Source organism: Balneicella halophila (assembly GCF_003096835.1).
Lineage (GTDB): Bacteria > Bacteroidota > Bacteroidia > Bacteroidales > Balneicellaceae > Balneicella > Balneicella halophila.
Map to the genome: position 1 here is coordinate 997701 of NZ_QENZ01000003.1, position 24594 is coordinate 1022294.

A 24594-nucleotide genomic window follows, 5' to 3' on the forward strand; every position below is an offset into this window, starting at 1 on the left:
ATTTGATTTCAAAACGCTATATTTTTATTAACGTATCAAGAATAATGCTAAGTTTGAATAGAAACATATTACACTTTATTTCTCAGAACAAACATAATATTTTTTTTAAAAATTAGCTATTGTTTGATAAAAAAAATACAGTCTTATTGTTTTTTTAACATAAGGGTTAGCCACTTTATTTATGTGTACGGCTTAAGTACGCATCTATATTTTAACATTGATTTGATATAGAATAAACAACTCTGATGCTCAGCTGAGGCTTTATCTTGTTATATAGTTCTAAGTCGAGATGCACGGTAGGAAAAATGTGTCAGCAATACATGTTAATAAGCATGTATATAATATAATAGAATATACTTTTATTATTTTTGTGGAAAATCTCAAAAAAAATATATCAATGAAACTTCCCTTTGCAGAAACTTTTAGAATTAAGACTGTAGAACAAATTTATCAATCTACAAGAGAAGAACGTGAAAGATGGATAGAGCAGGCTGACTATAATTTATTTAACCTCAAAAGCTCTCAAGTTTTCATAGATTTGCTTACTGATAGTGGTACAGGATCTATGAGTGACAAACAGTGGGGCGAGATGATGCTTGGTGATGAAAGCTATGCGGGCTCTTCATCTTTTGAAAAGTTAAAAGAAACGGTTCAATCCATTACAGGGTATGAACACTTTTTGCCGACTCATCAAGGACGTGCTGCAGAAAATGTTTTGTTCTCTGCATTAATCAAAAAAGGAGATATTATTCCTGGAAATTCCCATTTTGACACAACAAAAGGGCACATTGAGTTCCGTGATGCCAAAGCAATAGATTGTACGATAGATGAAGCTTTTGATATTGATAACTTACATCCTTTCAAAGGCAACATCGATTTGGAAAAATTAGAGGAAGTGTATAAAACGTATCCTAAAGAAAAAATTCCATTTTGCTTGATTACGATAACCTGTAATTCATCAGGAGGACAACCTGTTTCAATGGAAAATATAAAAGCAGTCCGGGAATTATCTAATAAATACGGTATTCGCGTATTGTTTGATGCTGCTCGTTTTGCTGAGAATGCTTATTTTGTTAAGATTCGTGAAGAAGGGTTTGCTGATCAATCCATCAAAGAAATAGCTAAAGAGGCCTTTAGTTACGGTGATGGGATGACGATTTCTGCCAAAAAAGACGGTTTAGTTAATATGGGTGGCTTTATTGCACTAAGAGAAGAGGAGCTGTGGAGAAAAGCAATGAGTTTTTGTATTATGTATGAGGGCTATGTTACCTATGGCGGGATGTCAGGACGTGATATGGGGGCATTAGCTCAAGGTTTGAAAGAATCAACAGAATTTGATTATTTAAAAACTCGTATCGGTCAAGTTGAATACCTAGGAGAAAAATTAAAAGAATATGGCATTCCAATACAAAAACCCGTGGGTGGACATGCTATTTTTGTAGATGCTCTAGCAGTTTTGCCAAATGTACCTCGTGAGCATTACGTTGCACAGACATTAGCTATAGAACTTTACAAAGAAGCAGGTATTAGGGGAGTAGAAATAGGAACATTGCTCGCAGATAGAGACCCAGAAACTAGAAAGGATAGATTTCCGAAACTAGAATTGTTACGTTTAGCTATGCCACGTCGTACCTATACCCAAAATCATATGGATTATATCGCCGTAGGTCTTAAAAATCTTTATGATCGTAGAGAGGAAATCACTACAGGTTACGAAATTTCCTGGGAAGCCGATATTTTACGTCATTTTACCGTAAAACTAAAACCCGTTGAATAATAATTGTTTAATTAAATACTATAAAAGATGATAAATACTATTTGGTGGATTGTTCCACTGTCAGCTTTGTTTGCCTTAATCATGGCTTACATTTTCTTTAAAAACATGATGAAGGAATCTGAGGGAACACCTAGGATGAAAGAAATTGCACAATACGTTCGTGAAGGAGCGATGGCATACCTTTCAAGACAATATAAAGTAGTTATAAAAGTTTTCCTTGTACTCATTGTTTTGTTAGCAGTTTTGGCTTATTTAGGAGTACAAAATCCATTTGTTCCTATTGCATTTCTTACAGGAGGTTTCTTCTCAGGATTATGTGGATATTTAGGTATGAAAACAGCTACATTTGCTTCTGCCCGTACTGCACATGGAGCGTCTCAGTCATTAAATAAAGGACTTAAAGTAGCTTTTAGAAGTGGTGCAGTGATGGGCTTGATTGTAGTAGGTTTTGGCTTACTGGATATAGCTGCATGGTTTTGGTTTTTAAATGATATCATTTTCTCTCCAGAAAATATGACGAACGGTCTTTCATTTTTAGGATTAGATTTGGTACATGCCGGAACTGATGAACATGCTAAAATGATTGAAATAACAACAACTATGCTAACATTTGGTATGGGAGCATCTACTCAAGCATTATTCGCACGTGTTGGTGGTGGTATTTATACTAAAGCTGCTGACGTTGGTGCGGACTTAGTAGGTAAAGTAGAGGCTGGAATTCCTGAGGATGATCCACGTAACCCAGCAACTATTGCTGATAATGTAGGAGACAACGTAGGTGACGTAGCTGGAATGGGAGCTGACTTATACGAATCATATTGTGGTTCCATATTAGCCACAGCAGCATTAGGAGCCGCATTGCCTGGGTTAGCAGGTGACCTACAAATGAAAGCTGTTGTTGCACCTATGATTGTTGCAGCTATCGGTATTCTTCTATCTGTAGTTGGTATTTTTATGGTACGTACTAAAGAATCTGCCACACAAAAGAATTTATTGAATGCTTTGCTGATAGGAACAGGAGGTAGCTCATTGTTAATTATTCTAGCTCTTGTAGTTTTAGCTTATTTTGATTGGATAACTTGGGGAGTTTTAGGTTCAGTAATTTCAGGTTTAGTAGCTGGAGTTGTTATTGGACAAGGAACGGAATATTATACTTCTGATGAATATAAACCTACACGAGGTATTGCTAAGCAGGCAGAACAAGGACCAGCGACTACTATTATTGATGGTATTGCGGTTGGAATGTTCAGTACATGGCTACCAGTGGTAACTATAGTAGTTGGAATTATCGCTGCTTATGGTTTTTCTGGTGGATTTCAGAATTTTGCTCAAGGAGTTTACGGAATTGGTTTTGCCGCAGTTGGAATGTTATCAACTCTCGGTATTACATTAGCAACTGATGCCTTTGGACCTATTGCAGATAATGCAGGTGGAAATGCAGAGATGTCAGAACTTCCATCAGAAGTTCGTGAACGTACTGATGCCCTTGATATGCTAGGTAATACTACTGCAGCTACCGGTAAAGGATTCGCGATTGGTTCAGCGGCATTAACAGCAATGGCTTTATTAGCTGCATATATGGAAGAAATTCGTTTATGGTTAGGAAAAGTACCGGAAAAAGGTGAAGAGTTTTTGGCAGTTACCGGATTAGACTCATTGAAAGATGCAGGAATTAAAGACTTTACTGATTTTTATGATCTTACGATATTCAATCCAATGCTTTTAGGCGGACTGTTTATCGGTGCGATGATGGCATTTGTATTCTGTGCAATGACCATGAAGGCAGTAGGTCGTGCAGCAGGGGATATGGTAGATGAGGTTCGCCGTCAATTCAAGTCTATACCTGGTATTATGGAAGGTACAGGAAAGCCTGATTATGCACGATGTGTTGAAATTTCTACCAAAGGAGCACAAAAAGAAATGTTGCTTCCTTCAATTATTGCTATTGCAGTTCCGGTATTAGTAGGTATTATTTTAGGTGTTGCCGGTGTTATGGGATTACTTGCTGGAGGCTTAACAGCAGGATTTACTTTGGCTGTAATGCTTAACAACTCAGGTGGTGCTTGGGATAATGCAAAAAAATATATCGAAAAAGGAAATCATGGTGGTAAAGGCAGTGAAGCTCACCACGCAGGTGTAGTTGGTGATACTGTTGGTGATCCATTCAAAGATACTTCGGGACCATCATTGAATATTTTGATAAAATTAATGACTATGGTTTCTGTGGTAATGGCAGGATTGACCGTAGCATCTTCTTTATTTTAATAGCTCAATTCAAAGGGTAAAAAGAGCAATTTATTTATATAAGTTGCTCTTTTTTTTGAAAGACATTTTCTATTTAGTATTTCGGAGGTATAATATTTTAAATAATCTGTATTTTTACGAGAGCTGTTTTGAAAATGAGATAGATATTTTAATAATGAAAAAAAGTTGACCATTTGTTTGTTCATTTCTGTTATCTTGATGATTTCATGTAATACTGCAAACCAAAAAGAAAATAAAAACATGGTTCTACGGAAAATAAAGATAAAATTATTAATGATGAACCCTTAGGGAAATCAAAGGATCTAATTAAGCTTTTAAAAAGGGAGGTTGAGGTTTCAAACCAAGCAGCCACTGTTGTTATAAACACGGAAGGACGTTGGTGGTGGATAAATGATATTGCATTTAATGATGCTCATGTCGATTTTCAATCTATTGATACTTCTGTGAGTGATTTTATAATTAAAAAGCAAAACTTTTCTATAGAAAGGAAAGCCACTACTGAATTAGTTATAAAGTTAGAAGAAAATCTCTCCTCTCAAAGAAGAGTACTTAGAATTACTCTTCAAGCAGGCAATTATTTTGATTCTGTAGAAATTACTCAATTGCCGTAACATAAAGATTAATCTAATAGATACTTAACTATTCTTATTTATCAGATTTTAAAATATGAACATATGAAATTCATTCAATTAAAATAACTACCTTTTTAGTTGTCGATGAAAATCTAAACCCTTAACACCCTATGAAAAATTATTCAATATTCATACTCCCTGTATTTCTTGCTAGTCTGCTTGCCTTTTCTTGTAGTGATGAGAATCCCGCAAGTGTAGTTTTAGTTTTTGAAGAAGCTCGGAGTCCATCTGACTATATTTCACCATCAGGAAATTTCAGAAAAACAAATCCAACGATGGGCTTAATTTCATACATTAAAGATGATACTCTTCGGTTTTATAGTCCTAAGACTAATTTTGATACTTTGTCGTTGGCTGTTCCCAAAGAAGGATTAGAAATTCAGATTAAAGAAAAGATTGCTCCTTTTAATTATTTGCTGCAGCAGGGGGACACTATTTTAGTTACTATTGATGAATTTGGCAATTCTTTTTTGAAAAGTAAAGTTTCGCAAGAAAATACAACTTTTTATAATTTACCTTATGAAATTTCTACTGGGCAAAAGTATTTAGGGATGTCGCTTCTTGTTGGACTTGTGAGTTTTGGTCATTAGTTAGAGCGTATAGAGCTTGCCAAAACACAAATGCCAGATCTCTACGAAATTCTAAAAGAGAGTTATGCTCCCAGAGATTCCTTAATAATGTCATTTGAATTGTATGATGCTAATTTTGAGAAAGAATTGGATGAAATAAAGTCAAAAAATCAATTCTCTGAGGAGAAAATTAATTATTTACGTTACATAAAAAGATTAAATGAAGCACTTTTTACTTGGGGAAAGGCAAGCAGTAGCAAAGAAAAACCCGTAAAAGATGCTTTTTCTGATTTTTATAATGATGCGTATTTGGATTTTGTTAGTTACAAAGATTTTTTGGAATACGCATTTGGATTTTATTATGAAGTAGCTGAGAATATACCAAGAGTCTATGGAGGCATTGGGACTAAAATTGATTCTCGGGAAACTTTTAAAAAGATAATTAAAGATACTGAGATTCCTCCTAAAACAAAAAACTATGTTTTAAAATTCACATTAACAAAATTGTTAGATCAGTTTGGAGAAGAAGAAGGCTATACTTATGTAAAAGAATATGAGAAATTAGCTGAAGAGTCATTTTCAAGAGAAGATGAAAAAAATATTAAATATGTACAAGATGAATTATTTTTAAAAGACTTGTCAGGCAATCAAGTAACATTTCAAGCATTATTACAAAAATACAAAGGAAAGGTCATTTATGTTGACTTTTGGGCAAGTTGGTGCATGCCGTGTAGAGAACAAATGCCTAAAGGGAAGGAATTACACAAAAAATTTAAGGATAAAGACATTGTGTTTCTATATTTTGCGTTAAATGATAATGAAGAAGCATGGACTAAAGCTTGCAAGAAGTTAGAAATCGAAGAGAATAGCTATTTTGTAATAAATCCTAAAACGGCTAGATTTATAGCTGATAATAAGATAAAAAGCATTCCTCGCTACTTTCTCTTTGATAAAACAGGAATGTTGATAGATAGAAATGCTCCTCGTCCTAAAGATGATAATGTAGAAATTATTTTTGATAAATATTTAAAAGAGTAATAAATAAAAAAACAGCTATAAACCAATGTTTGTAACTGTTTTGTGGCTAAAAGTCAGCCTTTATTTTTTCAGTTTGTCTTTAAACTGTTTTTTGAACTTGTTTACCTTAGGGCGGATAACCATACGGCAATACGGTTGGTCGCCATTACGTTCATAATAGTCGTTATGATAATCTTCGGCAGGATAGAAAGCTTCAAAAGGAACAACTTCCGTTACAATAGGTTTGTCAAACACTTTATCATAATGTAATTGCTTGATGTATTCATTTGCAACTTCTTTTTGCTTTTCACTATGATAGAAGATAGCCGAGCGGTACTGCGTACCTACATCTGCACCTTGGCGGTTTAAACTTGTGGGGTCATGAACAGTCCAAAATACCTCTAAGATTTCCTCAAAAGTGATGAGTTCAGGATTGAAAGTGATTTGTACAACCTCTGCGTGCCCTGTTCTGCCAGTGCAAACTTCTTTATATGCTGGGTTTTTAATATCTCCACCACTATAACCTGATTGCACACTCTCTACACCTTTAAGTTGATCAAAGACAGCCTCAACACACCAAAAGCATCCTGCGCCAAGTGTAGCAGTTTCTGCATTTTTTGCTTCTACTATCATACCTATAAATATTGTTGTAATTAATACTGTTATTTGTTTTAAAATACTCATTCGTTATTGTCTCGTGAAAGATTGGATATCTTTTTTGTTAATCGTTTGTTGACCAAGAATGATAAGCCTTTCAATAACATTACGAAACTCGCGGATGTTACCTGTCCAATCTAGCTTTTGCAATTCTTTTATAGCTTCTTTATCTATTTTCTTCTCAGGAACCTTCATCTCAGTACATATTTGATTGATAAAATGCTCAGCTAAAATAGGGATATCATCTTTTCTATCATTTAGTGACGGTACTTGTATGAGAATAACACTCAATCGATGATAGAGGTCTTCTCGAAAGCGTTTTGCCTTTATTTCTTCCTCAATATTTTTATTTGTGGCGGCAATGACTCTTGGATTTACTTTGATTTCTTTAGTGCCACCTACCCGTGTAATTCTGTTTTCTTGTAGCGCGCGCAACACTTTGGCTTGAGCCGGTAAACTCATATCGCCAATCTCATCTAAAAATAGGGTTCCTTCACTTGCCAACTCAAACTTTCCTTTGCGTTGCTTGTGCGCTGAGGTAAATGAACCTTTTTCATGTCCGAAAAGTTCACTTTCTATCAATTCCGAAGGTATTGCTGCACAGTTTACCTCAATAAATGGAGCTTTACTACGTTCACTTTTCTCATGAATTTGATGAGCTACCAATTCCTTGCCGCTACCATTAGGCCCAGTGATTAAAACACGAGCTTCTGTAGGAGCAACTTTATCAATCATATCCCGAATCCTGTTTAGAGGTTCTGAATCTCCAATGATTTGAAATTTCTTGCTGACTCTTTTCTTTAAAACCTTTGTTTCTGTGATAAGATTCGATTTGTCAAGGCCATTACGAAGTGTTACCAAAAGTCTGTTAAGATCTACAGGTTTTTCGATAAAATCATAAGCACCGAGTTTTATAGCCTCTACAGCAGTGTCAATAGTTCCATGTCCCGATAGCATTATAACCGATAAATCGGGTTTTAGCTCAAGCATTTTCGGTAATGCTTCTATACCATCCATTTCAGGCATTTTTATATCACATAAAACGGCATCAAAATCCTCTTTTTTGATTAATTCCAAAGCTTTCAGAGCGTTTTCTGCTGTGCTTATCTCATAATTTTCGTAGCTTAAAACATCGCTTAAACTTCGACGGATGCTTTGCTCATCATCAACAACTAATATTGAAGGCATTTTTTCTCTAATTTTTTATTGAACATTCAAAGTAATAAAAAAAAACGAACTTATTAGAATTTATGGATACAAAAGATGGATTTTTAGAAACTTACCAAATAGAAACTTCCAAATTATTAAGATTCGTTATTGTATTTATTATAGACTTTTAGTAAATCATTAAAATCAGCTTCTTCTTCGAGATTTCTTTCTGCAGTTTTTAAAATAATATTAATGTGCTTTTCTATAATTTCTTTGCGTTCTTCGTCATTGATGTAGTTTGAGATTCTAACTAATCCTTCCATGAGTCGTATTAAAATAGCTGGAGTCTCACTACCATATTGGCGGATTTGGTTAAAAGCGGTATCTATAAATTTCTCAAAAGTAAGGGGTTTTGTAATGAGCCTCAACTTTTTGTCATCATCTAATATATTTGGTTTTGGAAAATCAATTTGTGTAAGATAACAGCCTATAGCAGTTAGATTATCAATGCAGTTGATAGCAGTATATGGATCGTTTACACCTGGCGAAAGTGCTCTAGAGGCTATTTCAACCATTTGGTGTATGCCAAAGTCAGCATCTTGGGTAGCGGTGCGTCGATTTCCTGTGATGAAGCAATCATGAATCTCATCTACGGTAGATTCATCACATTTTGTGTGAGAATGGATTCTTAGGAGTTCTTCTCCAATAATTAGAAAATCACCAGGACGAAAATGAATAATCAATAAAATATTTTTTTGAGTAGCAATAGTTAATAAACTATCAAAATCTACTGCTTGTAGGTAGCCATTTTTCTCAGTCCGGATTTTTTCAACTATAGAATATTGCGAAAAAGCTTTTTCTAATTGTTCATTACTAAATGTTACATTATTAAACTTTTTCTCACGTTCAATTAAAAGGCGTAAGTTTTTACGCATAGCAGCATTTATCTTTGCAACTACTTGGTCAGCCTGTATTTGCAATGCGGTATGGTGTACGTAAACAACCAATAAGACAATATTGGCAACTGCAAGCATGATCGCAAACATAATAGACAAATTGGGCGTAAACTTAGTTTCTTCTATTGATTTTACAGTACGCAAGACTATAATTGAATAGATAAAAGTCGCAATATAACTGCCTAGTACAATTTGATTGATTCTGTCATACATAAAGTTTTGTAATAACCTTGGACCAAACTGGGAAGATGCCATAGTGAGTGCTACCAGTGTAATTGAGAATACTGTACCGGCCACGCCAATCATTGCGCCTGCTATAGTTGATAATATGCTTCTGGCAGCATCTGAACCTCCTGTAAGTAAATACTTATAAGCGCCTGCAGGTTTAAATTCACTTACTGCATCAAAATAGACTAGACCCAATGCTAGCATGATAGCTACGAATACTATTGAAAGTGGGATAAACCAAAAACTACCTAATAACAGTTTCCAAATATATGCAATACGTGTTTTCAAAATCGTTATTCTTTTTCTACCTCATTAGGTTGAGATATAAGTGTTCTAATAGGAAATGGAATTTCTATATCGTTTTTGTCAAATGCCTTTTTTAAAGCAATGATAGCTTCGCTTTTAGCTTTTAAAATATCGATAGCTTTTTTACCATTAATCCAAAATCGCATTTTAAAGTTGATGGAGCTATCAGCAAATTCCTGGTAATAAAATTCAATATCTTCTAAAGGATTGGGTGGAAAAATTTCTTTTATAGTTGCTATAGCAATATCTCTGACTTCTTCTAAATCAGAATCATAATGCACGCCACAACTAATGTCTGTCCTAATGCGTGAATTCAGTCCATAGTTCTTAAAAGGACTTTGAAGTACCAGTTTATTCGGAATGACGACGATATTGTTATCTCCCTCTTTTACTTTTATACTACGCAGATTTATTTCTAAAACCTCCCCGCTGAATCCATTTGAATCAATCCAATCGCCTACATGAACTACCTCGTTCAATGCAAGAGATATTCCCGAAAACGTGTTCGTCAATGTTCCTTGTAAGGCTAAACCGATAGCCAAACCTGCTACTCCTGCACTAGCTAATATCGTTTTCAAAACTTCATCAAGATTAAGTATTGCTAAAGCAAGAAATAACCCTAAAGACAATGTAATAATAGATAGGATATTTGCAGCCAAATTTCGGATGGATGTTTGTTTGATAAATCGTTTAAGATATTTCCTAAAAGATTTCTCAAACAACCTTGATAAGAAGTAGGATAGCGTAAAAACAGCTATGGCTAATATAATGTTTGGAGTATTAGTGATAAGAGTATCCAACCAGCCCTCAAGTTTAGTCATGAGTTTTTCCCAAGAGCCATTCATTTGCTCATCCATAAGATTTATTTTTCAATTTTCTGTTGTAAAAATATATTTTTAAGCTATTAAAAACTAATTCTATTATAGAAAATTGATTAGTTTTGAGGTCGGATGTATTAAAAATTAAGAAAAGAAAACTAACTAAAATACTTAAATGATATGGAAAATAAGAATATTGGTAAAGCTTTAGCCCCAGAGAAAAAAGGATTTTCAAGAGCCTTTTGGGTAGCTAATAGTGTAGAATTATTAGAGCGATTGGCGTACTATGCCGTATTCATTGTAATTACTTTATATTTATCCAATATATTAGGATTTACTGATGGGCAAGCAGGTATTATTTCTGGAGCATTCTCTGCTTTGTTATACTTGCTACCAACTTTCGTAGGTGCTTATGCTGATAAAATAGGTTTTAGAACGTCAATTATTCTAGCCTTTGGACTATTAACAGTTGGTTATGCAGGTCTAGGCGTTTTGCCAACGATGTTGGAAAGTGCAGGTTTAGTAACTTATGGAACAGGAGATGGATTAGGAGTCTTGTCTGATTTCTTTAGCAGTTTTACTGATGTTGTTTTTGGAACAAATACAGAATATACAGGACTTGCAGAAAGTGCTGAACGATGGATAATTGTACCCATCTTATTATTAATTGTAGTCGGAGGGGCATTTATCAAAGCGGTTATCTCAGGAACTGTTGCTAAGGAAACCACATCAGAAACAAGAGCTAGAGGATATGCCATTTTTTATATGATGGTAAATTTTGGAGCTTTCACTGGTAAGACTGTTGTAGATCCATTAAGAAGAAGTTTGGGAGATTACGGATTGGTTTACTTAAACTATTTTTCTGCATTTATGACATTCCTAGCTTTCATAACAGTAATATTCTTATATAAATCTTCAAAAGTTGAGGGACAAGGAAAGAAAATGTCTGAAATATGGACGGCTTTAGTAAAATTGGTTCAAAATAAACGTTTAATTATATTGATTTTAATAGTAACAGGTTTCTGGACAGTGCAACAACAGTTGTACGCTTCTATGCCTAAATATGTCATTCGCATGGTAGGTGAAGATGCTTCTCCAGGGTGGATTGCCAACGTGAATCCGTTTGTTGTCTTCTTGAGTGTTAGTTTTGTTACTTCTCTTATGGCAAAGAAAAGAGCCATTACTTCAATGGTAGTAGGTATGTTCATTATTCCTTTTTCTGCATTAATTATGGCAGGAGGTAATATGATTGGTTCCGGTGAAATTTTAGGATTGCATCCTGTTACCTTTATGATGATTTTAGGTATCGTGTTCCAAGCTTTGGCTGAATGTTTCATTTCGCCACGTTTCTTAGAATATTTCTCAAAACAATCTCCAGAAGGAGAGGAGGGATTGTATTTAGGGTTTAGTCACTTGCATTCATTCTTCTCATCTTTAATTGCATTTATCAGTGCAGGATATCTGTTAGAAGCTTTCTGCCCAGACCCAAGATTGTATGAAGTAAATGGAGTTTTAGATAAAGTTGCCTATGCCGATGCAACCTCCCATGCTCATTATTTGTGGTTTGTATTCTGTGGCGTAGGTATTGTATCTGCGGTTGCTTTGTTGATATATGGTAAAGTTTATGATAAGAGAGATAAGAAGTCTGGCTTCGTAGATGTAGCATAGTATTAAATTAGAAAGAATGCATCAAAAAATAATAGAGGCTTGGGATAATCGTGAGTTGCTTAAAGATAAAGAAGTTCAGAAAGCAATTAGGGAAACTATTGAACAATTAGATAAAGGGAGAATTCGTGTAGCAGAACCAACTGATGAGGGTTGGATAGTAAATGAAGCGGTCAAAAAAGCAGTGTTATTATACTTTCCCCTTCAGCAAATGGAAACTACAGAAGTAGGAATCTTTGAGTATCATGATAAAATGGCTCTTAAAAAAGATTATGCATCACAAGGTGTGAGAGTGGTTCCTCCTGCGGTTGCTCGCTATGGTTCTTATTTAGCAGAAGGAGTAATATTAATGCCCTCTTATGTAAATATTGGTGCCTATGTTGATAGTCATACAATGGTGGATACTTGGGCAACTGTGGGGTCTTGTGCACAGATAGGTAAAAATGTACATCTGAGCGGAGGTGTTGGAGTTGGCGGTGTTTTAGAGCCAGTACAAGCATCTCCGGTAATCATAGAAGATGATTGCTTTGTAGGCTCTCGTTGTATTGTTGTGGAAGGTGTGCATCTTGAGAAAGAGGTTGTATTAGGAGCAAATGTTACTCTAACTGCTTCTACACCTATCATTGATGTAACAGGAAGTGAGCCTAAAGAATATAAAGGCAGAGTCCCGGAACGCTCTGTGGTAATTCCGGGAACACGTAAAAAGGAATTCCCTGCTGGAACCTATGATGTACCTTGCGCTTTAATTATTGGAAAACGCAAAGCTTCTACGAATACAAAAACTTCTTTAAATGATGCATTAAGAACCTATGGAGTACAAGTATAATCGAGAAGATTTGAAAAAAACCCTAGCTGTCCTTCGCGACGGAGGGCTTATTTTGTATCCTACTGATACTATTTGGGGAATTGGTTGTGATGCCACCAATGAAGAAGCAGTACAAAAGGTATTTGCTTTGAAGCAGCGCGAAGACGCAAAGTCTTTATTGCTTTTAGTGGAAACTTCAGGTCGTTTGCCCTCGTATGTTGATAAAGTGCCTGACGTTGCTTGGGATTTAATGGAGATGAGTGAAAAGCCAGTGAGCATTATTTATGATCATGCTAAGAATTTAGCTCCTTCAGTTGTTGCTGAAGATGGGAGTGTAGGTATTCGTGTTTGTAATGAACCTTTTGTGAGAGCTTTATTACAGCAATTTAAAAAGCCAATTGTCTCTACCTCTGCAAATATCAGTGGTGAAAATGCTCCAGCTTTTTTTAATGAAATTAGTGAGGAAATAAAAACTGGCGTAGATTATGTCGTGGAATATCGTCAAGATGATATAACAAAGTCATTTTCTTCTTCAATTATTAAGTTAGGAGCAAGTGGCACAGTAAAAGTAATAAGAGAATGATAAAGAATATCCAAGCGGAAGAAATTCCTCATTATATTGAAAAAGGTGCATTAATTATTGATATCAGAGAGAGTTATGAAACTCCGAAATTTCAATTTCCAAGTCATAAAAATGTTCCAACTAGTGAAATTGGTGATAGATTAGATGAAATACCTAAAACAGGTGATGTACTTATCTATTGTCATTCAGGAGCGCGTAGTGCTGATCTTGTTGCAACGCTCAACTTGCATTATGGCTATGAGAATTTGTTGAATGTAATAGGAGGCACGATTATGATGTCCTTAAAGCTTCCAGAGCATAAGTTGTAAAAAAATCTATATTGATGACAAGAATATAAAAAACAAAAGCATCCCAAACAGGATGCTTTCTTGTTATATATTTAGATAAAGTTTTTATTCAAATTCTTTCAAGCTCTTTTCAATAATAGAAACGGCTTCATCTATTTGTTCTTCAGTGATAACCAATGGAGGAGCGAAACGAATAATATGTCCGTGAGTAGGTTTTGCTAGCAATCCGTTGTCACGCATCTTTAAACACACATCCCAAGCCGTTTTCCCTTTAGTTGGCTTGATAACAACAGCATTTAGAAGACCTTTACCGCGAACTAATTCAATCATTGGAGAATTAATTGCTCTTAGACCTTTGCGGAATTGCTCTCCTAATTTCTCTGCACGCTCAGCTAATTTTTCTTCTTTTACCACCTCTAATGCAGCCATCGCCACTTTACAAGCAAGAGGGTTACCACCAAAAGTAGAACCATGCTCTCCTGGTTTGATACACATCATGATTTCGTCATCGGCTAACACTGCAGAAACGGGCATAGCTCCACCAGAAAGTGCTTTACCTAAAATAAGAATATCAGGTCGAACATCTTCATGATCTACTGCTAATAATTTACCAGTACGTGCGATACCTGTTTGCACCTCATCGGCAATAAAAAGGACATTGTTTTTCTTACATAAATCGTATGCTTTTTTTAAGTAACCATCATCTGGAACAAAAACACCAGCTTCACCTTGGATAGGCTCCAATAAGAAACCTGCAACATTTCTATCTTTTAAAGCTTCCTCTAATGCATCTATATCATTGTAAGGAATGGTAATGAACCCTGGAGTATAGGGTCCAAATCCTGTAAATGAATCAGGATCGGTTGACATAGAAATAACGGTAACGGTACGTCCATGGAAGTTGTTTTCACAAACGATAATTTTTGCTTCATTCGGCTTTAAGCCTTTTTTCTCATAGCCCCACTTACGACAAAGTTTAATAGCCGTCTCATCAGCTTCCACTCCTGAGTTCATCGGAAGAACTTTGTCATAACCAAAATAGTTTGTTACGTACTCTTCATATTCACCCAGATTACTACTGAAGAATGCACGGGAGGTAAGAGTAAGTTTCTCCGCTTGTTCTTTCATTGCACCTATAATCTTTGGGTGGCAATGTCCTTGATTTACAGCAGAGTATGCTGAAAGAAAATCAAAATATTTTTTGTCGTCAACATCCCAAACATATACACCTTCACCTCTTTCTAAAACGACAGGAAGCGGATGATAATTGTGTGCTCCATACTTCTCTTCTTTGTCGATATAAGTCTGCGAATTTGCAGTAGGTTTTTTTGTCTCCATAGAGTAATTTTTTTTGAAGTTATAATTAAATAGTATAGTTCTTATTTTATCGTTTGCTAAAGATAATAAATTATATAATCCAAACGTACTATTTATAGGTTTTTGGAATAAATATGTCCTTTAGTTTGAAATCTTTTTCGCCTAAGTTTTTCCAAGTTTCTATTTCAGTTTCCAAGACAATAGCACAGCACGTCGGAGCGTGTTGTGAAAAATCTTTTGTAAGACGATAAGCAAAGCGAGCTATATCAGGATTATGTCCTACAAAAAGCAAAGTCTCAATCCCGTCGTCGGTTGAGGAAAGCAAGTTTAGCAAATCCTGAGTTGTAAGACCATCATAAATGGATTGGTGACATTCAATGAGTTCTTTGTCGAGATTAAAATCTTCAGCAAATAGTGTAGCCGTTTGCTGTGCTCTATTGGCAGAGCTTGAAACGATATGATCAATCTTATAGCCGTTTCTTTCTAGCACAGCCGTAATAATATGGCTGTCTGCTTTTCCCCTTTCTGTTAGGTTACGTTTAAAATCATTTTTATGATAATCGTATGGTTCGGTTTTAGCATGGCGTAAGAGAATGATTCGTTTCATAGTATTTGAATTTAAGAATTTCTGTGAATTATCTAATTTTATGACCTTTTACTGCAAAAAAGAGGATAATACCATAGCAAGGGAGCAAAATCCAGTAGCTGTGGTGTGATGCAATAGCTGATGCAGTTGCTTGTTCCATACCTTCACTAATCAAAGAAAGGCGTTGCGTGTCAACCAAACGACCGTAGAGGGGAGGAATGATAGCACCACCAGCTATAGCCATAACCAATAGAGCTGATGCCGTCTTAGTATGTCGACCTAATCCTTTCAAAGTTAATGGCCAAACGGAAGGCCACACCATGGCATTGGCAAATCCTAATAAGGCGACAAATAATACAGAAGTGAATCCATTAGTCAGCAAAACACAAACCGAGAAAAGGATACCCAATAAGGCGCTAAGTTTCAGTGCATTTTCTTGACGTAAATATTTAGGAATGAGAATAACACCAAGTCCATAGGCTACAACCATTGCTGTTAAAGTGAAAGTAGTAAAAAATTTAGCTTGTTCGGCAGCATAGCCTAAAGATAAGCCGTAGGCTATAATAGTATCACCTGCAATAACTTCAGCTCCTACATATACGAAAAGTGTAAATACTCCAAGCCATAAATGAGGAAATTGAAAAATGCTTTTTTTATTTGTTTTAGCGCTGTCTGCTTCTGTTGCTTTTTTTTCTTCTTTATTTTCGATGTCAGGCAAAGGAGTGAAACGCATCAAAACAGCAAAAATAAAGAAGATGCCTGCCATTACCAGGTAGGGTGTAACAACACTATTGGCTGCAATATTCAACATGTCTTCTTTCTCAATTGCATTGACATGTGCGAGTTTATCTTTAATCTCATCAATGCCGGAAAGTAATAAGGCACCAAAAATAAGGGAGCCTAGAGCACCTGCCACTTTGTTACAAATTCCCATTAGGGCGATTCGTTTAGCACCACTTTCAATAGGACCTAATATTGTAATGTACGGATTTGCTGCGGTTTGTAAAAGTGTCATTCCTGTTCCTTGAATGAAAATACCTGCTAAAAACATCCAATAGGTTCTTGAATTCGCTGCAGGAATAAATACTAGAGCACCCATGCCCATAACAATAAGACCTATTGACATTCCTCTTTTATAACCAACTTTTTTCAATAAATAGGATGATGGTAGTGCCATCACTACAAAAGAAATGTACGAAGCCGTAGCAACTAAATACGCCTGTGCATCTGTGAGTTCATTGACAGTTCGCATAAAAGGGATGAGTACACCGTTGATCCAAGTAACAAAACCGAATATAAAGAACAGGCTTGCAATGATAAGAATAGGTAGCGTGTAGCTTTTCCTTATAGAAGTATTCATAGTTTTTTATAGGTTTTTATTGGATTTTTTAGAAATCTGCTGTTTCAGGATGTAGTTTTGAGAACCCCATTTGTGGCAATTTATCTATTAGCGATATTTCCTCTGTTGACAGTTCGAAATCAAAAATATCTAGATTTTCTTTCATACGCTTAGGCGTAACTGTTTTTGGAAGAGGAAGAACTTTGTGATGCAATACCCATCTCAAACAAATCTGAGCTGTGGTTTTATTGTACTTTTCGGCAATGTTAGTTAAGGTTTTGTTTTCCAGTATCTTTGCTCTTCCTAATGGTGACCATGCCTGTACAAGAATGTCCTTTCCTTTACAATATTCAGTAACCTCTTGTTGCCAATATCCCGGGTGAAATTCTATTTGGTTGACCATAGGACTTATTGTGGACTTTGCTATCAGTGCATCTAAGTGCTTTGGAAGAAAGTTACTGACACCAATAGCTTTTATCTTTCCCTCTTGATATAGTTTTTCAAACGCTCTCCATGTTTCAGTATTTAATTCCGCCCAATTGTCAAATTGATGAGGATCTGCAGGCCAATGTATTAAATATAAATCGAGATAATCAGTTTTTAACCTGGTTAAGGTTTTTTCAAAGGCTTTTAACGTAGTATTGAAACCGCGCTCTTTGTTCCATAGCTTGCTTGTAAGAAATAATGATTCACGAGGAATCTTAGCATCATTTATTGCAAATCCTATCTCTTGTTCATTTTCATAAACAGCCGCAGTATCAATATGAGTATAGCCAGTCCTTAGCGCATTTGTTACAGCTTCAATAGCGATCTCTCCTTTTGCCTTATAAGTGCCGAATCCAATTGAAGGTATTTTTGTCTGATTACTTAAAGTAAAATATTTCATGTTGTGCTGTGTTTTTTGCTTTTACACAAATATAATTAAAATCAACGGAGTCTATGAGATTATCTCTGGCACTTGCCAAAATACTTATTACATTTGTACTTTTAAAATAGAAAAAAGATACAACATTGAAAATACGATTAATTATATTTTTTACACTCGCATCGTTTGCTATTACTTCAGGACAAAATTTTCCTAAAGATTATTTTAGTGCTCCATTAGACATACCGATGTATCTTTCCGGTAATTTTGGGGAACTGCGAAGCAACCATTATCATTCAGGCATTGATATAAAAACACAAGGAAGAGAGGGGCATAAGGTGTATGCAACAGCATCAGGGGTTGTAAGTCGTATAAAAGTTTCACCATACGGGTATGGTCATGCTATTTATATAGACCATCCTAATGGTTATACTACTGTTTATGGACATTTACAAAGGTTCTCAGCTAAAATAGATAAAATAGTTAAGCATTATCAATACAGTCAAGAATCTTTTGCTATTGATGAAATGTTGGCTTCCGATATCTTGAAAGTTAAGAAAGGAGAGGTGATAGGATTTTCTGGAAACTCCGGATCCTCAGGCGGACCTCATTTGCACTTTGAAATACGAGAAACCGAAAGTGAATATCCAACAAATCCACTACTATATGGTTTTGATATTCATGACGATGTTGCTCCAGTTATTAGAGGACTATATATTTATCCGTTGGATGAAACAGCTGTGGTGGATGGAAGCAACGATAAGAAATTGTATAGACTGACTAAAATAGGAAATACTTATAGTTTACAAAATGCTAAAGTTCCACTTGTGAGCGGAAAGATTGGTTTTGCTCTAGATACGAGAGATTATATGAACGGGACTCGCAATTATTATGGAATCTACCAATTGGATATGTACGTGGATGAACAGCTAGAGCATAGCTTTACATTCGATAAATTTTCATTTTCAGAGTCTAGGTATTTGAATGCACATATTGACTACGCCTTATATAAAACTCATAAGCGTCGAATTCATAAACTATTTCATGAGGATAATCACAAGGAAAGTTTTACAGAGGTTTTTAATAAAGGCATTTATTTCAAGGATAAGCAGCAACATTCTGTAAGAATAGATATTGCAGATGTTAGTGGAAATAAGATAGATTTAAAATTTAATGTTCAAGCAGCAGTTCAAAAGGAAACTCCAAACTTAGGTGGTCCGTTATTATCTTATTACATGCCTAACCGATTGGAAATCGAGAATTTCTATGTGAAAATTCCGGCTTTAACATTTTACAAGGATATTCCTAAGAAAGAAATTCAAGCTATACCATCCGAGAGAAAGGATAGTTATTCGAAACAATATCATTTTTTAGATGAAACAGTGCCGTTGCATAAAAATATTACGGTTGGGATTAGACCGAATGATATACCGCACCATTTGCATGACAAAGCATTTATTGCGAGGAAAAATGGTAGTAAATACCGCTTTGCAGGGCATAATTGGGATGGAAAATACCTTACAGCTAAAACGAATGCAGTTGGCGATTTTGTGGTTTTAGTTGATACCATTGCACCTCAAATTTCACTCTGGAGAGGTAGTAGCTTTAAGAAAACAGGCAAATTGCGTTATAAAATAACAGATAATCTATCAGGGATAGCCTCTTTTAAAGGAAAGATTGATGGTAAGTGGGTGCTTTTTGAATACGATCCGAAACTAAATATCATTTGGCATATTCTATCACCTGAAGTTATCACTAAAGTGCAAAAACATAAATTAGAGTTAGAGGTAAAAGATTCTTGCGGTAATATTGGCTTTCGAGAAGCTTACTTTACATGGTAAATACTGTTAGTCTCAACATTTTTTAAGTTGATAGATTATAGAGCATTACAATAATCTTTGTTTATTCAAACGTTTGATATAGTTTTGTAGGTAAATTTGTCTGATATGAAAATTACTGAACAGCAAGCATTAAATATTCTATTTGAAGAAGTAGTACCAGCAGAAGGATGTACTGAGCCCATTGCATTAGCCTATACGGGAGCTAAAGCGCGTAGCATTTTAGGAAGTCTGCCAGATAAAATTGTTATTTCCGTATCTGGTAATATGTTGAAGAATGTAAAAAGCGTTGTTATTCCTAACAGTGGAGGCATTGTAGGTATAGAATCTTCTGTAGCTATGGGTGTAGTGGCAGGTGATTGTGATAAAGAGCTAATGGTTATTAGTGATGTTTCAGATAAACAGTTGCAAGAAATCAGAGAGTACATGAAATCGACTCCAATAGTTGTTGAACACGTTCCCACAGATGTGAAACTATATATCAAAGTTGGAGTCTTCAAAGATGATGAGTGTGCAAGTGTAGAGGTAAAACATTTGCATACTAATATTACACAAATAGAGAGGAATGGAGAAGTAGTATTGAAACAGCCATGCAATGATTCTGATTTTAATTCTCCATTAAAAGACAGAGAGAAATTGTCCATCAAAGGGATATATGAGTTAGCTAATACCATTGATTTAGAGAAAATACGACCATTGTTCAAAAGGGTCATTGAGCTGAACTCTAAAATCGCTGAGGAAGGCTTGAAAGGGCAATATGGTGTGAATATAGGACAGTTGATTCGGAATAATATCAGCAAAGGTTTTTATGGTAATGACGCTAGGAATAGAGCTGCCAGTTTTGCGGCGGCAGGCAGTGATGCCCGTATGAGTGGTTGTCCATTACCGGTGATGACTACCAGTGGCAGTGGAAATCAAGGATTGACCGCTTCGTTAGCATTGATTGACTTTGCGAAAAGCATGAAAATCAATGAAGACTTTTTAATAAGATGTCTATTCTTTTCCCATATGTCTACGATACATATAAAAACGAACGTCGGTCGGCTTTCTGCGTACTGTGGTGTGATATGTGCAGCGGCTGCAGTAGCCGGAGCATTATGTATGGTGCAACGTGAGCGTTATGAAGTTATTGAACACGCCATACAAAACACTTTGGGAGATATTTCTGGGATTATTTGTGATGGTGCAAAAGCTTCTTGCGCAATGAAGATTTCAACGAGCATTACTGCGGCATTTGATGCAGCTATGTTGGCTATGGCAGGTAGGAATCTAAGTGGGGGAGATGGTATCATTGCTTCAGATATTGAGCAAACATTATTGAATATTAGGGAATTATCAAGCTCAGGAATGAAAACAACAGATGATGTTATTATTGACATTATGAGTAAAAATAATCGATAGTTTTATTCAAATTCAGTTATAAAAAGAAAGCATCTATCGGAAAATAGATGCTTTCTTTTTTGCGTAAAATATAAGGTTAACTCTTATTTCTTTTTCTTTTTTTGTTGACGCATTTGTTCTTTTTGCATTTCTTCTAAGCGTTGTCTGAATTTTGACTTTGGCTTCTTCTTGGTCTTCGCTTTGTTTTCTTCTAACCGTGCTAAGAGTTTTTCATCATCAATCATGAATTTTCTAATGATTATGGTTTGGATGATGGTAAATAATGTAGCCACAAAATAGTAATAACTTAAACCAGAAGCATATTGATTGAATACACCTAAGAAAATGATAGGCATCAAGTACATAATAAACTTCATATTAGGCATACCGGGTTGCGACGTAGAGGGCTGGTTTTGCATATTGATGTACGTATATATCAAGTTGGTCACAGCCATCAGCAAACAAAATAGACTTACATGATCTCCATAAAATGGAATGTTGAACGGGAGTGAGGCAATAGAATCATAACTTGACAAATCTTCTGCCCACAAGAAGGATTTTTGCCGGAGCTGTATCGCTACAGGGAAGAAGTAGAACATTGCAAATAATATTGGCATCTGCACAATCATAGGAATACAGCCACCCATAGGGTTTACGCCTGCTTTTCTGTACAATTCCATAGTCGCTTGTTGGCGTTCCATAGCTTTATCCTTTGGAATACGTTCATTGATTTCTTCAATTTGTGGTTTTAAGACACGCATTTTAGCAGAAGAAACGTATGATTTATACGTCAATGGAGCCAATAGTAATTTGATAATAATGGTCAATAATAGAATTATAATTCCATAATTACTTGTAATGTATTTTTCCAAGAAATTGAATATTTCAATAACTAAGAAACGGTTTACCCAAGCAATAGGTCCCCAGCCTAAATCTATCAATTTGTGTAACTCAATATCTTTACCATATTTACGAAGTGTCTTGTATTCGTTCGGTCCAAAATAGAATCTTAAATCAAATGAAGTATCATTAGTTCCTTTATAATTCAGAGGAATATTGACAGCAGTACGCTTCAAATAAGGTGAGGTTTCAGCGTAGCTATTCGTCTCCATTTTCACATTAGAGAATGATTCATTAGTAATTAATACTGATGAAAAAAACTGTGATTTGAAAGCCACCCAGCGTAATGCATCTTCAGGTTCCTCAGTATCAGTGTCTGCACTTGAGGAAAGATGCTTCACATCTCCATCTACCTTTTTGTAATAGACTGAAGTATATCGGTTCTCAAAACGTCGCCCTTTCTCATTGGCAATCAAATCTTCTGACCAGACAAGGTTGATTTTTTCTGGAGCTCCTAGACTACTCTTTAAGTTATTAAGCTTTACATCAAATCCTACAGAATAATTATCTTTTGATAGTGAGTATATGTAATCAATCTTACCACCCATAGGCGTTTGTGCAGTCATCACTACTGTAGAATCGGTTGTTCTTGCAGATTCAAAAACGAGAGATTGTGTGCTGAGTATATTCCCTTGTTGTCCTATTTGCAAACCAAAATTGTTGCCTTTACCCTCCCAAAGTATGAGGGGAGAATCATCATAGGATTTATATTTTTTAAGTTCTACACTTGCAATCTTACCGCCATGATTACTTAACTTTAATTTTAAAAGATTATTTTCTAAAGTCGTAAAACTCTCCGCTACTGATGCGGTTGATGTAGATGAAGCGACTTCACCTACAACTTGAAAAGATGATTCTTCCTGTTTTATTTCTTGCTCTTTAACCAGTTTTTCGACTTGTGCAATAGAGTCTTGTTTGCGTTTTATTTGTTGTAATTCTTCTTCAGTAGGTTGATTGTAAAAGGTATAGGCAACAATCAATATTCCGATGAGAATAAAACCTATAATTGAATTTCTATCCATTATTTATTATTTTCTAAGATTGTACCTATGAAACTTACGAACAAAGGATGTGGATTGAGTACGGTACTTTTATACTCAGGGTGAAATTGCGTTCCAACAAACCATTTGTGCTCAGAAATTTCTACAATTTCAACCAACTCACTATCAGGGTTTATTCCTGTAGCTACCATTCCATGTTTCTCGTAATCTGAAAGATATTTGTTGTTGAATTCATAACGATGCCTATGTCTTTCACTGATCAATTCTTTTTTATAGGCTCCGAATACATTGCTGTCTTTTTTTAATTTACAAGGATATGCACCTAGACGCATAGTGCCACCAATATCTTTAATGTCTTCCTGTTCTTCCATTAAATGTATGACAGGGTAAGCTGTATTTGGATTCATTTCAGTGGAATCAGCATCTTTAAAGCCTAGGACGTTTCTTGCAAACTCAATGACTGCAATTTGCATTCCCAAACAAATCCCAAAGAAAGGGATATTATTCTCACGAGCGTATTGTACAGCCAAAATTTTCCCTTCAATACCGCGTTCTCCAAAGCCCGGAGCTACTAATATTCCATCTAAATGAGATAACTGCTCTGCAGGTAGTGTCAGTGATTCTGAATGTATCCATTCGATATTTACTTTGCAATTATGAACAGAGCCTGCGTGTATAAATGATTCATTAATAGACTTATACGCGTCTTTCAATTCTACATATTTACCTACCAATCCAACAGTTATTTCTTTCGTCGGATGCATCATTTTATCCAGGAAGGTATTCCATAGAGTTAAATCTGGCTCTGTATCGGTTGGTAGTTTGAATCTTTTAAGAACAGTAACATCTAGTCCCTCGTCTTTCATTTTTAAAGGAACCTCATAGATAGTATCAACATCAATCGATTGAACGACAGCTCTCTTTTCAACATTACAAAAGCGGGCAACTTTACTTCTTACTTCATCAGTAAGTTCATGCTCTGTACGCAAAACAAGTATATCTGGCTGTACACCTTCTTCTAGCAATGTTTTAACAGAATGTTGAGTAGGTTTAGTTTTTAATTCACCCGAAGCCGCCAAAAATGGAACTAATGTCAAATGAATAACGAGAGCTCTTTTTTCCAACTCCCACTTTAATTGACGCACCGCTTCTATATAGGGTAAAGACTCTATATCACCAACAGTACCACCAATTTCGGTAATAACAATATCATAGTTTCCCGTTTTTCCTAGTGATAGGATGCGTTCTTTAATCTCATCTGTTACATGAGGAATAATTTGAACGGTTTTTCCAAGATAATCACCACGACGTTCTTTATTGATAACTTCCTGATAAATACGCCCAGTAGTTACATTATTATTTTGTGAGCAAGGGTGGTTTGTGAATCTCTCGTAATGCCCTAAGTCTAGGTCGGTTTCAGCACCGTCATCGGTTACATAGCATTCGCCATGTTCGTAAGGATTTAGTGTGCCAGGATCTATATTGATATATGGATCTAGCTTCTGAATGGTGACAGTGTAACCACGAGCTTGCAAAAGTTTTGCTAAGGAAGATGCAATAATACCTTTCCCGAGCGAGGAGGTAACACCTCCTGTAACGAAAATATACTTTGTTTTTTCAGGCACAATAATAGGTTTACAAGTGAAAATTATTC

At 35.6% G+C, this 24594-nt stretch carries 20 protein-coding genes; 10 read left to right on the top strand and 10 right to left on the bottom strand.

What is annotated here, in order from left to right; translation table 11 throughout:
- The first annotated feature begins 397 nt into the window (after positions 1-397).
- The 4 genes from C7377_RS04470 to C7377_RS04490 all read left to right on the top strand — a co-directional run bounded on the left by C7377_RS04470 (position 398) and on the right by C7377_RS04490 (position 6281).
- Complete coding sequence (locus C7377_RS04470; protein WP_116496227.1) at positions 398-1777, top strand: tryptophanase; 1380 nt, start codon at positions 398-400, stop codon at positions 1775-1777.
- Positions 1778-1804: 27 nt separating this feature from the next.
- Positions 1805-4042 (top strand): sodium-translocating pyrophosphatase, encoded by a 2238-nt coding sequence (locus tag C7377_RS04475; protein WP_116496106.1) that lies wholly within the window; start codon positions 1805-1807, stop codon positions 4040-4042.
- 742 nt (positions 4043-4784) lie between these two features.
- Positions 4785-5264 (top strand): hypothetical protein, encoded by a 480-nt coding sequence (locus tag C7377_RS04485; RefSeq protein WP_116496108.1) that lies wholly within the window; start codon positions 4785-4787, stop codon positions 5262-5264.
- Positions 5265-5294: 30 nt separating this feature from the next.
- A complete protein-coding gene (locus C7377_RS04490) occupies positions 5295-6281 on the top strand; it encodes a TlpA family protein disulfide reductase (RefSeq protein WP_116496109.1) in 987 nt (328 codons plus the stop codon).
- Positions 6282-6341: 60 nt separating this feature from the next.
- On the opposite strand, the gene msrA is transcribed toward C7377_RS04490, so the two are convergent.
- The 4 genes from msrA to C7377_RS04510 form a co-directional block, all read right to left on the bottom strand.
- A complete protein-coding gene (gene msrA / locus C7377_RS04495) occupies positions 6342-6944 on the bottom strand; it encodes a peptide-methionine (S)-S-oxide reductase MsrA (protein ID WP_116496110.1) in 603 nt (200 codons plus the stop codon).
- 3 nt (positions 6945-6947) lie between these two features.
- Entirely contained in the window at positions 6948-8105 is a 1158-nt protein-coding gene (locus C7377_RS04500; protein WP_116496111.1) for a sigma-54-dependent transcriptional regulator, read from the bottom strand.
- Between the two features lie 116 nt (positions 8106-8221).
- Positions 8222-9538, bottom strand: a complete 1317-nt coding sequence (locus C7377_RS04505; protein WP_207778410.1) for a DUF2254 domain-containing protein — start codon at positions 9536-9538, stop codon at positions 8222-8224.
- Positions 9539-9543: 5 nt separating this feature from the next.
- A complete protein-coding gene (locus C7377_RS04510; RefSeq protein WP_116496113.1) occupies positions 9544-10413 on the bottom strand; it encodes a mechanosensitive ion channel family protein in 870 nt (289 codons plus the stop codon).
- Between the two features lie 141 nt (positions 10414-10554).
- Here C7377_RS04510 and C7377_RS04515 point away from each other — a divergent pair, with 141 nt between their 5' ends.
- The 4 genes from C7377_RS04515 to C7377_RS04530 are packed head-to-tail and all read left to right on the top strand — an operon-like array spanning position 10555 to position 13735.
- Positions 10555-12042 carry an MFS transporter gene (locus C7377_RS04515; protein ID WP_116496114.1) on the top strand — a complete coding sequence of 496 codons (1488 nt, stop codon included), beginning with the start codon at positions 10555-10557 and terminating at the stop codon, positions 12040-12042.
- A 16-nt stretch (positions 12043-12058) separates the two neighbouring features.
- Positions 12059-12865 (top strand): 2,3,4,5-tetrahydropyridine-2,6-dicarboxylate N-succinyltransferase, encoded by an 807-nt coding sequence (locus C7377_RS04520; RefSeq protein ID WP_116496115.1) that lies wholly within the window; start codon positions 12059-12061, stop codon positions 12863-12865.
- The gene (locus C7377_RS04525; RefSeq protein ID WP_116496116.1) at positions 12849-13427 is read left to right on the top strand and encodes an L-threonylcarbamoyladenylate synthase; all 579 of its coding nucleotides are present in this window, start codon (positions 12849-12851) and stop codon (positions 13425-13427) included. The genes C7377_RS04520 and C7377_RS04525 overlap by 17 nt, the downstream gene beginning before the upstream one ends.
- The gene (locus C7377_RS04530; RefSeq protein ID WP_116496117.1) at positions 13424-13735 is read left to right on the top strand and encodes a rhodanese-like domain-containing protein; all 312 of its coding nucleotides are present in this window, start codon (positions 13424-13426) and stop codon (positions 13733-13735) included. Before C7377_RS04525 ends, C7377_RS04530 begins: the two co-directional genes overlap by 4 nt.
- 84 nt (positions 13736-13819) lie before the next feature.
- Here the strand turns inward: C7377_RS04530 and rocD are convergent, their stop codons facing one another.
- The 4 genes from rocD to C7377_RS04550 all read right to left on the bottom strand — a co-directional run bounded on the left by rocD (position 13820) and on the right by C7377_RS04550 (position 17842).
- Positions 13820-15052 carry an ornithine--oxo-acid transaminase gene (gene rocD / locus C7377_RS04535; protein WP_116496118.1) on the bottom strand — a complete coding sequence of 411 codons (1233 nt, stop codon included), beginning with the start codon at positions 15050-15052 and terminating at the stop codon, positions 13820-13822.
- A gap of 88 nt (positions 15053-15140) precedes the next feature.
- The gene (locus C7377_RS04540; RefSeq protein WP_116496119.1) at positions 15141-15638 is read right to left on the bottom strand and encodes a SixA phosphatase family protein; all 498 of its coding nucleotides are present in this window, start codon (positions 15636-15638) and stop codon (positions 15141-15143) included.
- A 28-nt stretch (positions 15639-15666) separates the two neighbouring features.
- A complete protein-coding gene (locus C7377_RS04545; RefSeq protein ID WP_116496120.1) occupies positions 15667-16977 on the bottom strand; it encodes a sugar MFS transporter in 1311 nt (436 codons plus the stop codon).
- Positions 16978-17005: 28 nt separating this feature from the next.
- Positions 17006-17842 carry an aldo/keto reductase gene (locus C7377_RS04550; RefSeq protein WP_116496121.1) on the bottom strand — a complete coding sequence of 279 codons (837 nt, stop codon included), beginning with the start codon at positions 17840-17842 and terminating at the stop codon, positions 17006-17008.
- A 125-nt stretch (positions 17843-17967) separates the two neighbouring features.
- On the opposite strand from C7377_RS04550, the gene C7377_RS04555 reads away from it, so the two are divergent.
- The gene (locus C7377_RS04555) at positions 17968-19662 is read left to right on the top strand and encodes a M23 family metallopeptidase (protein WP_116496122.1); all 1695 of its coding nucleotides are present in this window, start codon (positions 17968-17970) and stop codon (positions 19660-19662) included.
- Positions 19663-19767: 105 nt separating this feature from the next.
- Entirely contained in the window at positions 19768-21060 is a 1293-nt protein-coding gene (locus tag C7377_RS04560; protein ID WP_116496123.1) for an L-cysteine desulfidase family protein, read from the top strand.
- A gap of 83 nt (positions 21061-21143) precedes the next feature.
- Here C7377_RS04560 and yidC read toward each other — a convergent pair whose 3' ends face one another.
- Positions 21144-22961 carry a membrane protein insertase YidC gene (gene yidC, locus C7377_RS04565; RefSeq protein ID WP_116496124.1) on the bottom strand — a complete coding sequence of 606 codons (1818 nt, stop codon included), beginning with the start codon at positions 22959-22961 and terminating at the stop codon, positions 21144-21146.
- Complete coding sequence (locus C7377_RS04570) at positions 22961-24565, bottom strand: CTP synthase (RefSeq protein WP_116496125.1); 1605 nt, start codon at positions 24563-24565, stop codon at positions 22961-22963. The genes yidC and C7377_RS04570 overlap by 1 nt, the downstream gene beginning before the upstream one ends.
- Between the last annotated feature and the right edge of the window lie 29 nt (positions 24566-24594).